Below are 16,882 nucleotides of genomic sequence, written 5' to 3'. Positions count from 1 at the left end.
CTGGTGGTGTTGGGGTTCGCCTGGCGGCTCACCCCAACCTACGTCATTGGCAGTGCTCGATCCGCTGCGGCTTCAAGCCCGGCAGATCTGCGTCGTCGAACGCAAACACGAAGAACCGGTTCGGATTCGCCGCGCCCTGCGGATGCAGATCGTCAGTGACATCGGCCAGGAAGTCGTTGTCGTTGGCGATGAACAGCGTGTGGCGGCGATGCCCGTCCTGCGTCACGTCCGGCCCGAAACTCAGGCCCTCGAGCTTGGCCGGAATCTCCGACGGCAGCATGCCGTGGCGCCCCAGCTCGGCGACCACGTCCAGGAACGGCGTCTTCTGCACCGCCACGGCAGCCAGCGCCGCCGCGCCGCTGAGCTTGCCCACTTCGGTCGCGCCAGCCAGGTCGATCAGATACACGCGCTTGAACTTCGCCTCCGAGCCGTCGCCGAAGCCCTTGCCGTCGCGCTCGTCGACCAGCAGCTGGTGGTCGTTCACCGCCAGGATCTCGCTCACGCCGTTGTACTTGGGCTTGGCCGTCGTGCCTGAATTGGTCAGCGGATAGGCGTACTCGCGCACCTGGCGCGTGCGCAGGTCGATGCGCGCGATGCGCAGCACCGGCGCGCCGTCGCCGCCGTCCTGGATCAGCGGCGCCTGCATCGCGCCGAACAGCACGCGGCCGTCGGGCGAGATGGCCAGGCCCTCCATGCCCTTGTTGGCAACGCGGCCGGACGTATTGCCGGCGATCTCGTCCGCGCCGTGCGACGCCGTCTTCGCCACGTAGAAATGCGCCGGCAGCGCGTAGCTGTCGAGGCGGCGGCCGCTGCGGCGGTCGAACTTGTAGACATAGGGGCCGTACTCGTCGGAGACGAACACCGCGTCGCCGTCGGCCGACACGCGGATGCCTTCCGGATCCAGCCGCCCGTCCAGCGGCCAGCCGGAACCGCGCGACGGATCGGCATTGTCGGAGCGGCCGCTGAAGTAATGATGGAATGCATGGTTCTCACGCGGCGCGCCGTCCGGCAGGTTCGCCGCGCGGCCGTCGCCGTAGTACAGCGGGAACAGGTCCCACAGCAGCGTGGTGCGTTCCAGCTTCGGCGTCAACGCAAACGGCAGCGCGGCGTCCGCGCCGGCCGGGCGCAGTTCCATGCGCAGGGTGTGGAAGCGCGCGATATACGAGCTGGTGTCGTCCACCACGCTGTCGTAGGGCACCGCATTGGGCCCGCGATCGGGCAAGGCCACGAAGCGGTCGCAACCGGCATAGGCCAGCGCCGAACCGAGGCCACCGAGCAGATTGCCCGGCACGCCGTTCTCCAGCGGCGCGGCGGTACGCATCGCGCGATCGCCCTGGTGGGCGTCGAGGCTGCCCGCGGCGATCAGTTCGACGCCGGCATGGACCGGCGCAGCGGCGGCAATGGCGGCGAGCACAGCGAGAACGAGCTTGGTACGCATGCGAGGCACTCCAGGCTGGGACGATCCGCCGAGCCTGCTATCGGCGCATTGCCAATCTGTGACGCGGCCGATGACCGTTCGGAGATTGCGACGGGACACGCGCTTTTTTCGCGCAGCGCCGTGTCATCGATCTGTCACCTAGGGATCGCCCCAGATGCGGCTCCCGGTCGCCGGGGCTACGGTCGGGTGGAGACTGCCGACCGGAGCGCGTCATGAACATGAAACTCGACGGCGCCAGCGCGCCGCGCATCCTGCCCGAACTCGATCCCCAGGTCGTCGCCAGGGCGAATGCCAACGCCCTGCCCTCCGCGCACACCTCCACGCCGCAGTTGCCTTACAGCCCGCATGCGGACATGGCCGCCTATCGCCTGCCAGACGGCGGTGGCGATAGCAGCGGAAAGCACGCGAGCGACGACGAGATCAAGAAAACGGCCTCGGACATTCTCGGTACCGGCGATCGCTTCCTGATCGCTGACGACTACGACAGCCGCATGGTCCGCTTCAGCCAGGAGATGGCCAGGCTCGACACCGATTCGCGCGCGCGCCTGGTGCAGCAGCTGCTGAGCAAGGACCACGGCGCGATGCAGTCGTGGATGAAACTGGACATCCTCGATCGCATGCACAACGAAGGCCGCACCGACGACGCCGGCTATGCCGCCGTCGCCGACGGCTTCGCCCAGGCCTATACCAGCGGGCGCATCGACCAGGGCAAGGCCGAGGGCTTCCTGCAGATCCCGTCGCTGTCCGAGCGCGCGCCCGCGCTGCTGGACCAGCAGTGGAAACAGGTGCGCAACTTCCTCGCCGCGGGCGGCAGCTCGCCGGCGATGCAAGGCTTCCGCGAGCAGTTCGCCGGCAAGCTGCTGGCCGACGGCCACGGTCCGCACGCGGCCGGCATCGCGATGCAGATCGCCGCCGATTCCGGCGATCCTGGCATGGCCGCGCGCGTGTTCGCCGCCGTCCCCGCAGACAAGCGCGATGCCGCGCTGCAGGCGATCGGGCAGTCCAGCATCGGTTTCCAGAATTCGCTGGGCGCGGTGGATGGGTTGAAGAATCCGTTGTCCGTGCTGATCGATTCGGTGGCGCAGCTGCCGGCGTCGAAGGATGGCGATGCGATGGCGGTGCAGATCGCCCGCTACGCCAGCTCGGCGAACCACGAGATCTTCTACGACATGTACAGCGACAAGCCGCTGGGCCCGTTGTCGGCGTCGTTGACGCACCTGCTGGCGGGCGAGCATGGCAAGGCGGTGCTGGATGAGCTGGGCAACTGGGACGAGAGCGGCGTGCCGGGCAAGGACGGGCATGCGATGCAGTTCGGCGAGAACGCCATGGAACTGGGCAATCTGCTGCGGCTGACGGTGTTCAATCCCGACAACAAGGAATCGGCCGCGGCGATGAAGACCATTACGGCCTGGTCGCAGCTGCGCAACGAGATCGCCAACAGCGGCCAGCCGAAGGACGGCGTCAGCGTCAGCGACGCACGCAGCCAGCTTGGCATGCTCGGTGGCGCCGCGATGGATGCGATGCAGCAGGCCAAGATCGACAGCGACCAGCGCGCCGCGGCGAACGAAAAGCTGGTGGGCTTCGTGGTGGATGTGGCGCTGTCGGCGGTGCCGGGTGGCGGCACCGTCAGCGGCGTGGTCGGGCCGCAGCTGAAGGGCGTGTTCGGCAACAACCCGAAGCTGGATGGCGTGATCGACGAGGCCCTGAAAGGCGCCGATACGCTCAGCACGGCACAGACCGACGCATTGAAGAAGAAGCTCACCGATTCGCTCAATGGCGATCAGCAGGCCTTGGAGACCTTCCGGTTGAACGCCAGCAACTTCATCAAGAATTCGGTGCTGGAAGGTTTGCCGGTCAATGGACCGATGGCGTCGCAGGACATGGTGAAGTCGTACATCCAGGATGTGCTGGACAACATCGACGACAACCGCAAGTAGGTTGGGGTGAGCGCAGCGAACCCCAACAGGCGCGTGGCTTTGCGACGCCTGTTGGGGTTCGCCTCTGGCTCACCCCAACCTACGCCGGTGCGCTTGGGCCTCAGGTGCGGCTTTCGGGGTGGCGGACCTGCCCGTCCCCGCGCACCACGAAGCGCTCCACCGTCAGCGCCTCCGCACCCATCGGCCCATATGCGTGCAGGCGCGTGGTGGAGATGCCGATCTCCGCGCCCAGGCCCAGCTCGCCGCCGTCGCTGAAGCGCGACGAGGCATTGACCATCACCACCGCCGAGCGAATGCCGCGCACGAAGCGGCGCGCCGCGTCCTCGTCGCGGGTGGCGATCACCTCGGTGTGGTCCGAGCTGTAGCGATGGATGTGCGCGAGCGCGGCCTCCAGGTCGTCGACGATGCGCACCGCCAGGATCAGGTCCAGATACTCCGCCGCGTAATCGGTCTCGTCCGCCGGCTTCATCGCCGGCACCAGCGCCCGGCTTCGTTCGCAGCCGCGCAGTTCCACCTTGCGCCGGCCCAGTGCATCGGCAGCGCGCGGCAGGAACTCAGCGGCGATGTCCCGGTGCACCAGCAGCGTCTCCAGCGCATTGCACACGCCCGGCCGCGAGGTCTTGCCGTCGACCAGCAGGTCCAGCGCCAGCGCCTGGTCGGCGGCGCGATCCACGTACAGGTGGCAGACGCCCTTGTAGTGCTTGATCACCGGCACGCGCGCATGCTCGGCGACGAAACGGATCAGGCCTTCGCCGCCGCGCGGAATCGCCAAGTCGACGATATCGCTCAACTGCAGCAGTTCGACCATGGTCTCGCGGCGCAGATCGCTGACCAGGGTGAGTGCCGCTTCGGGCACGCCCTGCGCAGCCAGGGCCTGGCGCAGCACGCCGGCGATTGCCGTATTGGAATGCACGGCCTCGGAACCGCCGCGCAGGATCACGCCGTTGCCGGCCATCAGGCACAGCGCGGCGGCGTCGGCGGTGACGTTGGGGCGCGCCTCGTAGATCATCGCGATCACGCCCAGCGGCACGCGCACGCGCTCGACCTCCAGTCCATTGGGACGCGTCTCGCGGCGCGTGACCACGCCGACCGGGTCGGGCAGCGCGGCCACTTCGCGCAAGGCGGCGACGATGCCGGCCACGCGCGCCTCGTCCAGGCGCAGGCGGTCGAGCATGGCGCCCTGCACGCCCTTCTCCCGCGCCGCGGCCATGTCGCGCGCGTTCGCTTCGAGCACCACGCCGGTGCCGGCGTGCAAGGCATCGGCCAGCGCCTGCAGCAGCGCGCGCTTGGCCTCGGTAGTGAGTTCCGCCAAGACCTGCGCCGCATCGCGGCAGGCCAGCGCCTGGGTTCGCATCTCGCTCATGAATGGACCTCCGCCAGGACGACCAGATCGTCCCGATGCACGATTTCCGCGCCGTAGCTGTAGCCGAGCACCGCGTCGATCGCGCTGCTGTGCCTGCCGGCCAGGCGGCGCACTTCGGCGGCGCCGTACTGGCTCAGGCCGCGCGCCACCGGCCGCCGGGTGACGTCGACGATCTCGACCATGTCGCCGCGGTGGAACTCGCCGTCCGCGCCGACGATGCCGCCGGGCAACAACGAGGCGCGACCGCCGGCCAGCGCGCGCGCCGCGCCGTCGTCGACCAGGATGCTGCCGGGCGCCGCGGGCGCATGGCGCAGCCAGTACTTGCGCGCCTGCATGCGGCTGCGCGGCGCATCGAACAGGGTGCCGTGCAGCTGCCCTGCGGCAAGCGCCGCCACAGTCTCCGTGTTGCGGCCATCGAACAGCACAGTCGGCACGCCGGCCGCGCCGGCCTTCACCGCCGCCTCAAGCTTGGTATGCATGCCGCCGGTGCCGACCGCGCTGCCGCTGCCACCGGCCATCGCCATCACCTCGGCGGTGAGCGTGGACACATGCGGCACCGGCACGGCGGAAGGCACGCGGCGCGGATCGGCGTCGTACAGCGCATCGATGTCGGAGGCGATCAGCAGCAGGTCCGCATCGACCAGGGCGGCGACGATCGCGGCGAGGTTGTCGTTGTCACCCAGCTTGAGCTCATCCACCGCCACGGTGTCGTTCTCGTTGACCACCGGCAGCACATCGAGCAGCAGCAGCTCGCGCAGCGTGGCGCGTGCATTGAGATAGCGGCGGCGATGGCGCAGGTCGTCATGGGTGAGCAGCACCTGCGCCACCGGTCGCGGCGACAGCGATTGCCACAGCGCGATCATCGGCGCCTGGCCCAGCGCGGCCAGCGCCTGACGCGCGGCGAGGTCATCGCCCGGCAAGGCGCGTTCGCGCAGCAGGGCGCGGCCGGCGGCGACCGCGCCGGAAGACACCAGCACCACCTGCCGCCCCTGCGCATGGCTGTCGCCGATAAAGGCGGCCAGCGCCCTGGCATGGCGCGGCGTGAGTCCGCCACCGTCGGCCGCCAGCAGGTTGCTGCCGACCTTCAGCACCGCACGCCGCCAGTTCGGCAGTGGCTGCGCGGGCAGGTGCTCAGCCATCGACCGTCTCCCGGTCGCCATGGCTCTTGGGCGAGGACACCACGATGAAACGCAATTCGCCGTCCGATTCGTTGCGCATCTGATGCGCGGCGCCCGGCGGCACCTGCAGACCTTGGCGCGCGCCGAGGCGATGCGCCACGCCCTCCACTTCCAGCACCGCCTCGCCTTCCAGCACGTAGAAAAACTGGCGCGCACGCACGTGCCGGTGGCGCACCTCGGCGGTGCCCGGCGGCATGCGCTCCTCGATCACGCTGAGGTCGAAACCCTGCAGCAGGTGCCAGCCGTCGCACTGCTGGCCCCAGGTGTAATGCGGTGCGTTGGCAGTGCTGACGGGATCCATTGCGATAGCCTCAGTGCCCGGGCGTGAGCGCGGCCAGCCGCGCCTTCAGTTCGTCCAGCCGCAGGTCGTGGCCCGCGCCGGGCGATACGCGTGCCGCGAGGCTGCCCTCGGGCGTACGGCCGGCGCCTGCCGACGCCGCGGCATCGGCCGCGGCACGGTAGGCGTCGCGGAACGGCACGCCGGCGGCGGCCTGCTCGATCGCCACGTCGGTGGCGTACATCGCCGGCTCGATCGCCGCGCGCATGGCCGGCTCGTGCCATTCCATCCGCGCCAGCAGGTCCGGCACCAGTTCCAGCGCGGCCAGGCCGTGGCGGCAACCGTGGAACAGCGAGCCCTTGGAGAACTGCAGGTCGCGCTGGTAGCCCGACGGCAGCGACAGCAGCTGCTCGATCTCGGTGCGCGCGGCGGCGACGCTGGCGTAGCTGGCACGCAGCAGTTCCACCACGTCGGGATTGCGCTTGTTCGGCATGATCGAGCTGCCGGTGGTGTATTCGGACGGCAGCTTGACGAAGCCGAACTCGGCGGTGGTGAACAGCGAGAGGTCCCAGGCCAGCCGGCGCACGTCCAGCAGCGCGGCGGCGATCGCTTCCAGCACGGCCATCTCGAACTTGCCGCGCGACAGCTGCGCATAGACCGGCGAGACCTGCATGCGCGCGAAGCCCAGCGCCTGCGTGGTGTGCTCGCGGTCGAGCGGCAGGTTGACGCCGTAGCCGGCGGCGGTGCCGAGCGGGTTGCAGTCGATCAGCGCGGCGGTCTGGCGCGCGCGCAGGGTGTTGTCGATGAAGCCTTCGGCGAAACCGGCGAACCACATCGCGGTGGACGACACCACCGCGCGCTGGATATGCGTATAGCCCGGCAGCGGCAGGGCCGGCTGCGCGGCGCGCTCCAGGCAGACCTCGGCGATGGCGCGGCAATGCGTTTCCAGCACGGCCAGCTGGTCCTTCAGCCACAAACGCGTGGCGACCAGGATCTGGTCGTTGCGGCTGCGGCCGGTGTGCACGCGGCGGCCGGCGTCGCCGAGGCGCTCGGTCAGGCGCGCTTCGATGGCGGAGTGGCCATCCTCGTAGCTCTCGTCCAGCACGAAATCGCCGGCGCTGAAATCCGCGGCCAGCGCATCGAGCTCGCGCTTGAGCGCGGCCGCCTCGTCGGCGCTGACCACGCCGATCTTGGCCAGGCCTTCGACGTGCGCCTTGCTGGCGGTGATGTCATGCAGGAAGAACTCGCGGTCCAGCACCACGTCGTCGCCCGCGAGGAAACGCATGATGCGGGCGTCGATCTGGATGCCGGATTTCTGCCAGAGGGGTTGGGTCATGGGGAGGGTCCTGGGGAAACTTGAGTCAGCCTTCGAGCGGAATGGAGGTGTATTCGTCCACGCCGATCGCCCGGTTGATGTTCTGGATGGCCTGGGTGGCGGCGCCCTTCAACAGGTTGTCGAGGGTGGCGACGATCACCACGCGCTTGCCGTCGACCGACACCGCGAAACCGCCCACCTCGGCATGGTGCCTGTGCGCGATCTGGCTGACCCACGGCGCCTCGTCCACCACCTTGACCAGCTTCTCGCCGTCGTAGGCGTGGCGGAAGCGCTGCAGGATTTCCTCGCGCTTCATCGGACGCACCAGGTACAGGTTGGTGGTGACGGTAAGGCCGCGGAAATGCGGCGCCACGTGCGGCATGAATTCCACCGGCAGGCCGAGATGGCGGCTGGCTTCCTGCTCGTGCGTGTGGCCGGTGAGCGAGTACGGCATCAGGTTGTCGCGCAGTTTCTCCGGGTTGTTCTTGTCCGAGGGCGTGGTGCCCGCGCCGGAATAACCCGACACGCCGAAGCTCACCGGCGGCGCGGCCAGCACGTCCTTCAGCGGCGCGATGGAGAGCTGGATCGCGGTGGCGTAGCAGCCGGGGTTGCTGATGCGCCGCTCGCCGCGCCACTTGCCGCGGGTCAGTTCCGGCAGGCCGTAGTACCAGCGCTCGTTGAAGCGGTAGTCGGCGGACAGGTCCAGGATCAGCGTCTCCGGCTTCGCCGCATCGATCGCTTCCACATAGGGCGCGGCCTTGCCGTTGGGCAGGGCCAGCACCACCACGTCGGCGCCCTGGGCGGCGACGGCGGCGGGATCGAGATTGGCGTAGCGCAGCTCGCCCGCGTAGCCGTCGACGTGCTCGGCCACGCGCTGGCCGTCCAGCTCGCGCGAGGACACGAAGCCCAGCTCCAGCGCCGGATGCGTGGCGATCAGGCGGATCAGCTCGGCGCCGGTATGGCCGCGCGCGCCGACGATGCCGATGGTTTTCTTGTCAATGCTCATGAGCGTTCAGTCCATCAGAGTGGCGGGACGGACGGCGCAGTGCGCCACGCAGCGCTCGATCTCGCCGAAATTCTTCAGCCCGTACCAGAACACCTTCCAGCGCTCCTGCTTGAAGCAGCCGTCCGACTCGGCGTAGTAGAAGATATTGACCTGGTTGCCGTGGCGCGAGCGCCAGAACAGCTGCGGGTTTTCCTCGCGCATCACCTGCCACACGGCGCGGCCGAGGCCTTCGCCCTGGGCGTCGTCGAGCACGGCGAACTTGTCGAGATAGGCCAGGCCTTCCTCCTGGGTGAGGATCATCGCCGCGCGGTAGTTCTCGCTGACGTAGATGCGGTACGGCCTGGTGCGCTCGAAGTAATCCGCCACCACCTTGCGGCCGAAGCTGGATTCGATCAGCTCGCGCATGCGCGCCAGGTCGATGCCCTCCCATGACTCGTAGCGCAGCACTTTCTCGCCGCGGCGCACCAGGGTGCCGGAACCCTTGTGGGTGAACAGCTCCTTGGCCAGCTCCGACGGCTGGGTGATCGATACCGACGAGGTCAGCGGCAGGCTGGAAAGAAGATCCGCGATCTGCTCGATCTTCACGCGCATGCCGCCGTTGATCCACGGCTGCGCCATCAGATGTTCGTACTCGGTGCTGAGGTTGATCGAGTCGATGATGCGGCCCTTGTCGTCCAGCAGGCCGCCGGTGCCGGTGAGGAACACGATCTTGTACGGCTGCAGCACGCGCACCAGTTCGTTGGCGGCGAAGTCGGCATTGATGTTGAGGATCTGCCCTTCCGCGGTCTCGCCCAGGCTGGCGATCACCGGGATGGAACCGGCGCGCAGGCTGGCCTCGATCGGGGCCAGGTTGATGCTGCTGACCTTGCCGACCAGGCCGTAGACGTCGCGGTCCAGGTATTCGGAAGTGAACACGCCCGACGGCACCGAGGTGGCGCGCGTATCCATGCCCTGCAGCGCCTCGACCAGGCGCAGGTTCTGCTCCTGGAACACCTTGCGCACGATCGCCAGCGCCTTGGGCGAGGTCACGCGCAGGCCGTTGACGGTCTGCTTCTGGATGCCGGCGGCGGACAGCTCCTCGTCCAGCTGCGGGCCGGCGCCGTGCAGCACGATCGGGGTCAGGCCCACCTGCTGCAGGAAGGTCAGCGAGGAGGTCAGTGCCGGCAAGTCGTCGCGCAGCACCGCGCCGCCGACCTTGACCACGGCGAAGCGCTTCGCGTCCAGCTGCGAAAAGCGCTTGAGGTACTGCTGGATTTCCTTGGCGCTGCCCATGCTCGACAGCAGCCTCACGATGGTCTTGCGGGTGTGCTTATGCGCTTCCACGGTCAACGATCCGGTAGATGGTTTGGGCGTAATGGTCCAGCTGCTCCAGCGCGACCCATTCGTCGGCGGCGTGCGCCTGGGCGATGTCGCCGGGGCCGTAGACGAAGGAGATGTAGCCGGCGGCGGAGAACAGCGCCGCCTCGGTCCAGAAGTTCACCGCGTTGCCGACCGGGATGCCGAGCTCGTCGGCCAGGTCGCGCGCGGCCAGGCGGCGCGTTTCCGCGGTGGCGGTATCGCCGGCCGGCAGCGAATCGCCGCGGAAGGTCTCGCCGAATTCCACTGGCTGCGGCTCGACCAGGGTGCGGAAGGTCTCCAGCATCCGGTCCGCGTCCATCGACGGCAGCGGACGGAAACCGAAGCGCACGTCGGCGGTCGGCGCGATCACATTGGCCTTGATGCCGCCCTCGACCTTGCCGATGTTGAAGCGCAGGCCGGTCAGCCCGCCGAAGCGCTCATGCGCCTGGCTTTCCACATAGTCCAGCGCCGCGACGCCCCAGCGCACCGCCTGGTGCACTGCGCTGTCGGACGGCTTCTGCTCGCCCGAGGCGTGACCGGCCTTGCCGCTGAAGCGCATCTGCACCGAATGGATGCCACGATGCGCCAGCACCGCCTCGCCCTTGGTCGGCTCGGCCACGATCACCGCCTCGTAGACCGGATGGTCCTTGAGGAAACCGGCAATGCAGCGCGCGTCGTTCGCTTCCTCGTCGGTGGACAGCAGCAGCGCCATGTCGCCCTGCGTGGCGTTGGCCACGGCCACCAGCGCGGCGGCGGCACCCTTGATGTCGCAGGCGCCCAGGCCGATGGCGCGGTCGCCCTCCACGCGCAGCACGTGCGGATCGGCGCTCCAGTGCGGCGAATCCGGCACCGTGTCCAGGTGCACGTTGAACAGGTACTTCGGCTTGCCGCGCACGGCGTACAAGTTCACTGCGCCGGCGCCGAAATCGGTGACGGTCACTTCGAACCCGGCGAGCTGCTCGCGCAGGTAGTCGAAGATGCCGCCGGTGCCGATCTCGCGCGGCGGATTGCGCGTGTCATGGCTGACCAGGGCCCGGAGGTGTCGGAGGGTGTCGTCGAGTAGTTGGCTCATGAAATCCGTCTTCTTGTCGCTTATGCCCGGGCCTTATGCCCGGAGGTGTCGTCGTCGGGCGAACGGCATGGGCATGCCGCCGCGCAGTGGATGGCTCATGGCTGCTCAGCCCTTCCGGTTCACTTCCGCCCACAGGGTGCTGCTCATGCCGAACAGCTTGATGAAGCCCTCGGCCTCGGCCACGCCCCAGTCGGCCGACTGCGCATAAGTTGCACCCTTGGCGTTGAGGATGTGCGGCGAGCGCACTTCCACCGCGGTGACCTGCGCACCGGAGGTTTCCAGCACCACGTCGCCGTTGACCTGCTGCTGGCTGGAGGCGAGGAAGGCTTCCAGGTCGGTCTTGACCGGATCGTGGAAGAAGCCTTCGTAGACCACCTCCACCCACTTGCGCGCGATCTCCGGCTTGAAGCGGTTCTGCTGCTTGGTCAGCACGGCTTCTTCCAGCGCGCGGTGCGCGGCCAGCAGCGAGATCAGGCCCGGGGCTTCGTACACGATGCGGCCCTTCAGGCCGATGGTGGTGTCGCCGGTGTACATGCCGCGGCCGACGCCGTAGGGCGCGAACAGTTCGTTGAGCCTGGCGAGGATCTTTGCGCCCGGCAGCTTTTCGCCGTTGAGCGACACGGCCTCGCCGTGTTCGAAGCCAAGCGTGACGCTGAGCTTTTCGGACGGCCATTCGGCGCGCGGCTTGCACCAGCCGCGGGCGCCTTCGCCCGGCGCCTTCCACAGGTCGATCTCGCCGCCGGACAGGGTCACGCCGAGCAGGTTCTCGTTGATGGTGTAGCTCTTCTGCTTGGCGCGCACGGGGAAGCCGCGCTCTTCCAGATACGCCTGCTCATAGGCGCGGGTCTGGGTGTGTTCCTTCTGGATCTCGCGGATCGGCGCCACGATCTCGTAGTCGCCCAGCGCCTTCACGGCGAGGTCGAAACGCACCTGGTCGTTGCCCATGCCGGTGCAGCCGTGCGCGATGGCGCGGGTGCCCAGTTCCGCGCAGCGCTGGATCGCCGCGTCGACGATGAGGTAACGATCGGACACCAGCAGCGGGTACTGGCCCTGGTAGCCCTCGCCCGCCCACACGAACGGCTTGACGAAGCCGTTCCAGATCGCCGGACCGCCGTCGACGGTGACGTGGCTGGCCACGCCCAGTTCCTGGGCGCGGGCCTCGATGTAGGCGCGCTCCTCGGCATCCACGCCGCCGGTGTCGGCGAACACGGTGTGCACGTTCCAGCCGCGCTCCTTCAGGTAGGGCACACAGAAGCTGGTGTCGAGGCCGCCGGAGAAGGCGAGGACGATGTCTTTGCTCATGGCTTTCGGGAATCCTGGATGGAAAGGTGTTGTTTAAGAGCGGCGGTCAGGCGGAAACGACGATGCGCGGTGCGCAGCGCACGGGAAAATTCATGGAATTGGCGATGAAGCAGGCGTGGTGCGCATCGTCGTGCAGCGCCTCGGCCCTGGCCGCGTCGCCGGCGGCGATGGTGACCTCGGGATGCAGCACCACTTCGGTGAAGCGGCCGCCGTCGGCATCGACCAGCAGCGTGCCTTCGGCGCGGTCCACATAATGCGTGACCACGATGCCGGCATCGGCGGCCAGGTGCAGGTACCACAGCATGTGGCAGGCGCAGAGCGAGGCGACCAGCATGTCTTCCGGGTTGTGCTTGCTGCCGTCGCCGCGGAACGCCGCGTCGGAAGAGCCGGCAATGACCGGGCGACCTTCGACGCGGATCTCGTGGTCACGGCCGTAGCCCTGGTAGCTGCGCGTGCCGTCGCCGCGATTGCCGGTCCACACGACTTCGACCGGATAGTGGTGTTCATGCGCCATCGGCGGGTTCCTTGGTGGCGATCATCAGCGCAGCGAGATCGCGGTCGTGGCGCTGCGCGCGGGAGCGCAGGCCGTCGACCACGCCAGCTTGATTGCGGCTGGGATGGTTCTGGCTGAGCTTGAACTTGCCTTCGATGCGCTCGATGGCGATGTCCAGGCCGGCGATGGCGCCGAGCATCTTCTCGACGTGATCGGCCGGCGCGTCGTCGATATGCCAGGGTTGCGCCTGCCCCGCTTCGTGGCGGTCGGTGAGGCGTTCGAGCAGCGCGCGCAGCCAGGTCTTGTCCTCGACCACGCGCAGGCGGCCGTGCACGTGCACCACGGCGTAGTTCCAGGTGGGCACTTCGCGGCCGGTCTCGTGCTTGCTGGGGTACCAGTTGGGGCTGACGTAGGCGTCCGGCCCCTGGAAGATCACCAGCACCTGCGCACCGTCCGCCTTGGCCAGCTCGTTGCCGCGCGCCACGTGGCCGTGCAGCCGGCCATCGACCAGCTCCAGCGGCAGGTGGTTGGCGGCCAGGCCAGTCGCGCCGGCAGTGACCACCGTGGCGAACGGGTAGTCGCGCATCAGCGCCTGCAAGGCGGCTTCGCGCGTTTCCTGGAACGAGCGCGGCAGATACATCAGCGCTGGCCGAGCAGCGTGGCCATCACCGCCTTCTGCACGTGCAGGCGGTTTTCGGCTTCGTCGATGGCGATGCAGTACGGCGCGTCCATCACCGCGTCGGTGGCCTTGACGTTGCGGCGCAGCGGCAGGCAATGGCTGAACAGACCGTTGTTGGTCAGCGCCATCTTGCGCTCGTCGACGATGAAGTGCTTGTGCGCGTCGCGGATCGGTTTTTCCTGTTCCCAGCGGCCGAAGAACGGCAGCGCGCCCCAGCTCTTGGCGTAGACCACGTCGGCGCCGCTGTAGGCTTCGTCGATGTCGTGGCTGATGCGCAGCGAGCCGCCATTGGCTTGCGCGTTGGCGTAGCCGGCCTGCATGTAGCGATCGTCCAGCACGTAGTCCGGCGTGGGGCACAGCAGGGTCACGTCCATGCCCATCTTGGTGGCGATCAGCAGGGCGGAATTGGCCACCGCGGTGTTGAGCGGCTTGGGGTGGTAGGTCCAGGTGAGGACGTACTTCTTGTTCTGCAGGCTGCCGAGGTGTTCCTGCATGGCCAGCGCGTGGGCCAGTTCCTGGCAGGGATGGGTGATCGTCTCCATGTTGATCACCGGCACGCTGGCGTACTGGGCGAAGGCCTTGATCACGCGGTCCTCGCGATCGACCGTCCAGTCCTGGAACTTCGGGAAGGCGCGCACGGCGATCAGGTCGACGTAGCGGCTGAGCACGCGCGCGACTTCGGCGATGTGCTCCTCGGTGTCGCCGTCCATCACGGTGCCGACGTCGAACTCGATCGGCCAGGCATCCTTGCCCGGCGCCAGCACGATGGCATGGCCGCCGAGATGGAACGCGCCCAGCTCGAAGCTGGTGCGGGTGCGCATCGAGGGATTGAAGAACAGCAGCGCCACCGACTTGCCGGCCAGCTGCTGGCCGCGCGGGGAACGCTTGAACGCGGCGGCCTGCTCGAGCAGGGCGTCGATCTCGGCGCGGCTGTAATCCTGGGTGGTGAGGAAGTGGCGAAGCGTCATGTGATGTCTCTGCTAGTCAATCCGGTATTCGAAACGATGATCCTGCAACAGCCGGGACCACGGTGAGCAACTCCCGGCCGGGCCGGTTTTCCCCTGCGTACCCCAAAACCGAAACACAAAAAAACCCGGCGCGATGGCCGGGTTCCTTTGTCGTCTATACGCATGAAACGCGTGCGACAGCCTACCCGGCCGAATGTCGGACCAGCGGTCGGCGCGCACGCGACGTCATGCCAGCGGCCATGCGGGCGCTGGTGAGGACGGTGGCGGTATAGACGGCTGAGGACATGAGGTGCTCGGGTAGAAGAATCGGCATCATGACGGGAATTTCGTTGCTCTGCAACAGGGAAACGGTCCGATAAAAAGAAACCGCCGCCCGAAGGCGGCGGCTGGACTCGCTGGCGGCGACTCCGGCGCTCAGTCCGCCGGGGCCACGCTGACCCGGACGCGCAGGCGCTCGCCCGGGTCGTAGTTCAGGCGCGACACGTAGACCTCGCCGCGATAGCGGTATTCCACGTCGTAACCCATGATGCGGCGCTGCTCGCTGACCGCGGCGACCTGGCGGCAGTGCGTCTCGGTGCTCTCGTACTCGCCGCCACCGCTGCGCGACACGCCATTGCCTACGGCGCCGCCGACGACCGCGCCGGCCACGGTGGCGGCGCGGCGGCCGTCGCCCTTGCCCACGGTGTTGCCGAGCACGCCGCCGACCACGGCGCCCAGGATGGTGCCCGCGGCGCTGCCGGAGCCCGGCTCGCGGCGGACTACCTGCTGGTCGTAACACTCCTGGCGGGGTACCTCGGTGCGCGCGACGCCGTAGACCGGGTCCACGCGCAGTACGTCGGCCCAGCCGTAATGGGTATTGTCGTCATTGGGGTAACGCGCGTCCTGCGCACCGACGCTGGCGGCCGCAAGACTCAGCACCAGCGCGGGAATAAACAGCTTGCTCATCGCGGCCCTCCGACGGGGACTGTCACGGCGCTACGTAGCGCTTATGTGAATTGCAGCAAAACATCTCTGAATCGATGCTTAGAATTGTCGACCAGCCAGCGGATGCGCTTACAGCTTGTTAAGATGCCCGGCTGGCCCGCGCGCCGCGCGGCCCTCACCGGACCGGAACCGATGCCGATCACGCTCTACAACAGCCTCACCCGCCGCCCCGAGCCGTTCGCCCCGCGCGATCCGCAGCGAGTGACCATGTATGTGTGCGGCCCCACGGTCTACAACTACGTGCACATCGGCAACGCGCGCGGCCCGGTGGTATTCGACGTGCTGGCCAACCTGCTGCGGCGGCATTACCCGCGGCTGGTCTACGCCCGCAACATCACCGACGTGGACGACAAGATCAACGCCGCGGCCAAGGAAGCCGGCTGCCCGATCAGCGAGATCACCGAGCGCTACACCGAGGCCTACCGCGAGGACATGGCCGCCCTCGGCATCGCCCCGCCGGACCTCGAACCCAAGGCCACTGCCCACATCGAGCCGATCATCGCCATGATCGAAAGCCTGATCGCCGGCGGCCACGCCTATGCGGCCGAGGGCCACGTGCTGTTCGAAGTGGGCAGCTACCCGGCCTATGGCGAACTCTCCGGCCGCGACACTGAGGAGCTGATCGCCGGCGCCCGCGTCGAAGTGGCTCCCTATAAGAAGAACCCTGGCGACTTCGTGCTGTGGAAGCCCTCCACGCCGGATCTTCCGGGCTGGGACAGCCCCTGGGGCGTCGGCCGCCCGGGCTGGCATATCGAGTGCTCGGCCATGTGCGAGGCGCACCTGGGCGACACCATCGACATCCACGCCGGCGGCGTCGACCTGCAGTTCCCGCACCACGAGAACGAGATCGCCCAGTCCACCTGCGCGCACGGCGGCAAGGTGTTCGCGCGCTGGTGGCTGCACAACGGCATGCTCACCTTCGACGGCCGCAAGATGTCCAAGTCGCTGGGCAACGTGCTGAAGGTGCATGAGCTGCTCAAGCAGCATCCGGCCGAAGCGCTGCGCCTGGTGCTGCTGCGCGGCCACTACCGCCAGCCGCTGGACTGGTCCGACGACGCGGTGGCCCAGGCGGTCAGCACACTGGACGGCTGGTACCGCGTGCTGCGCGACCTGGCCGACGTCGCCCTGCCCGAAGTCCCGCTGCCGGTGCCGGCCGCGGTCGAAGCGGCGCTGTGCGACGACCTCAACACCCCGCAGGCGCTGGCTGAGCTCTCCCAGCTGGCCGATGCCGCGCGCCAGGCCGATGCGGCCGGACGCCCGGCGGCCAAGGCCGCCCTGCTCGGCGCCGGCGCCCTGCTCGGCCTGCTGCAGCAGGATCCGGAAGCGTGGTTCAAGCACGGCGGCGCCACCGAGGTCGACGCGGCCCAGGTGGAATCCCTGTTGGAACAGCGCCGCGCCGCCCGCGCCGCGCGCGACTTCAAGCGCGCCGATGCGATCCGCGAGGAGCTGAGCGCAATGGGCGTGGTGATCGAGGACGGCGCGCAGGGCACGCGCTGGAGCGTCGCCAAGGGTTGATCCGACGCGAACCGGCG

Annotated in this window: 15 protein-coding genes; 2 read left to right on the top strand and 13 right to left on the bottom strand. The window is 68.4% G+C overall.

Annotation, left to right across the window (positions count from 1 at the left end; translation table 11 throughout):
- Positions 1 to 43 precede the first annotated feature (43 nt).
- A complete protein-coding gene (locus BM172_RS08500) occupies positions 44 to 1,438 on the bottom strand; it encodes an esterase-like activity of phytase family protein (protein ID WP_035323325.1) in 1,395 nt (464 codons plus the stop codon).
- Positions 1,439 to 1,650: 212 nt separating this feature from the next.
- On the opposite strand from BM172_RS08500, the gene BM172_RS08495 reads away from it, so the two are divergent.
- Positions 1,651 to 3,375: a hypothetical protein gene (locus BM172_RS08495; RefSeq protein ID WP_026635283.1), complete on the top strand. Its 1,725-nt coding sequence runs from the start codon at positions 1,651 to 1,653 to the stop codon at positions 3,373 to 3,375.
- 100 nt (positions 3,376 to 3,475) lie between these two features.
- Here the strand turns inward: BM172_RS08495 and BM172_RS08490 are convergent, their stop codons facing one another.
- From BM172_RS08490 to BM172_RS08435, 12 genes are all read right to left on the bottom strand, one after another.
- On the bottom strand, positions 3,476 to 4,738 hold the full coding sequence (locus BM172_RS08490) for a glutamate-5-semialdehyde dehydrogenase (protein ID WP_026635282.1): 1,263 nt from the start codon (positions 4,736 to 4,738) through the stop codon (positions 3,476 to 3,478).
- Positions 4,735 to 5,877 carry a glutamate 5-kinase gene (gene proB / locus BM172_RS08485; RefSeq protein ID WP_090423567.1) on the bottom strand — a complete coding sequence of 381 codons (1,143 nt, stop codon included), beginning with the start codon at positions 5,875 to 5,877 and terminating at the stop codon, positions 4,735 to 4,737. Before proB ends, BM172_RS08490 begins: the two co-directional genes overlap by 4 nt.
- Complete coding sequence (locus BM172_RS08480) at positions 5,870 to 6,217, bottom strand: cupin domain-containing protein (protein WP_026635280.1); 348 nt, start codon at positions 6,215 to 6,217, stop codon at positions 5,870 to 5,872. Before BM172_RS08480 ends, proB begins: the two co-directional genes overlap by 8 nt.
- 10 nt (positions 6,218 to 6,227) lie before the next feature.
- A complete protein-coding gene (gene argH, locus BM172_RS08475) occupies positions 6,228 to 7,529 on the bottom strand; it encodes an argininosuccinate lyase (protein ID WP_026635279.1) in 1,302 nt (433 codons plus the stop codon).
- A 25-nt stretch (positions 7,530 to 7,554) separates the two neighbouring features.
- Positions 7,555 to 8,514 (bottom strand): N-acetyl-gamma-glutamyl-phosphate reductase, encoded by a 960-nt coding sequence (argC, locus tag BM172_RS08470; protein ID WP_026635278.1) that lies wholly within the window; start codon positions 8,512 to 8,514, stop codon positions 7,555 to 7,557.
- A 6-nt stretch (positions 8,515 to 8,520) separates the two neighbouring features.
- Positions 8,521 to 9,786, bottom strand: coding sequence for an acetylglutamate kinase (locus BM172_RS08465; protein ID WP_231504198.1), 1,266 nt, complete (start codon positions 9,784 to 9,786; stop codon positions 8,521 to 8,523).
- Between the two features lie 37 nt (positions 9,787 to 9,823).
- Positions 9,824 to 10,924 carry an acetylornithine deacetylase gene (locus BM172_RS08460; protein WP_026635276.1) on the bottom strand — a complete coding sequence of 367 codons (1,101 nt, stop codon included), beginning with the start codon at positions 10,922 to 10,924 and terminating at the stop codon, positions 9,824 to 9,826.
- A gap of 105 nt (positions 10,925 to 11,029) precedes the next feature.
- Complete coding sequence (locus tag BM172_RS08455) at positions 11,030 to 12,226, bottom strand: argininosuccinate synthase (RefSeq protein ID WP_026635275.1); 1,197 nt, start codon at positions 12,224 to 12,226, stop codon at positions 11,030 to 11,032.
- Positions 12,227 to 12,272: 46 nt separating this feature from the next.
- Positions 12,273 to 12,740, bottom strand: a complete 468-nt coding sequence (locus BM172_RS08450; protein ID WP_026635274.1) for an OsmC family protein — start codon at positions 12,738 to 12,740, stop codon at positions 12,273 to 12,275.
- Complete coding sequence (locus tag BM172_RS08445; protein WP_026635273.1) at positions 12,730 to 13,359, bottom strand: FMN-binding negative transcriptional regulator; 630 nt, start codon at positions 13,357 to 13,359, stop codon at positions 12,730 to 12,732. Before BM172_RS08445 ends, BM172_RS08450 begins: the two co-directional genes overlap by 11 nt.
- A complete protein-coding gene (locus tag BM172_RS08440; protein ID WP_026635272.1) occupies positions 13,359 to 14,366 on the bottom strand; it encodes an N-acetylornithine carbamoyltransferase in 1,008 nt (335 codons plus the stop codon). Before BM172_RS08440 ends, BM172_RS08445 begins: the two co-directional genes overlap by 1 nt.
- A 414-nt stretch (positions 14,367 to 14,780) precedes the next feature.
- Positions 14,781 to 15,311 carry a glycine zipper 2TM domain-containing protein gene (locus BM172_RS08435; protein ID WP_026635271.1) on the bottom strand — a complete coding sequence of 177 codons (531 nt, stop codon included), beginning with the start codon at positions 15,309 to 15,311 and terminating at the stop codon, positions 14,781 to 14,783.
- 171 nt (positions 15,312 to 15,482) lie between these two features.
- On the opposite strand from BM172_RS08435, the gene cysS reads away from it, so the two are divergent.
- Complete coding sequence (cysS, locus tag BM172_RS08430) at positions 15,483 to 16,865, top strand: cysteine--tRNA ligase (protein WP_026635270.1); 1,383 nt, start codon at positions 15,483 to 15,485, stop codon at positions 16,863 to 16,865.
- The last annotated feature ends 17 nt before the right edge of the window (positions 16,866 to 16,882 follow it).

Source organism: Dyella marensis, from assembly GCF_900112865.1.
GTDB classification, from domain to species: Bacteria; Pseudomonadota; Gammaproteobacteria; order Xanthomonadales; family Rhodanobacteraceae; genus Dyella_D; species Dyella_D marensis_A.
This window is presented reverse-complemented; position numbering and strand designations above follow the sequence as displayed.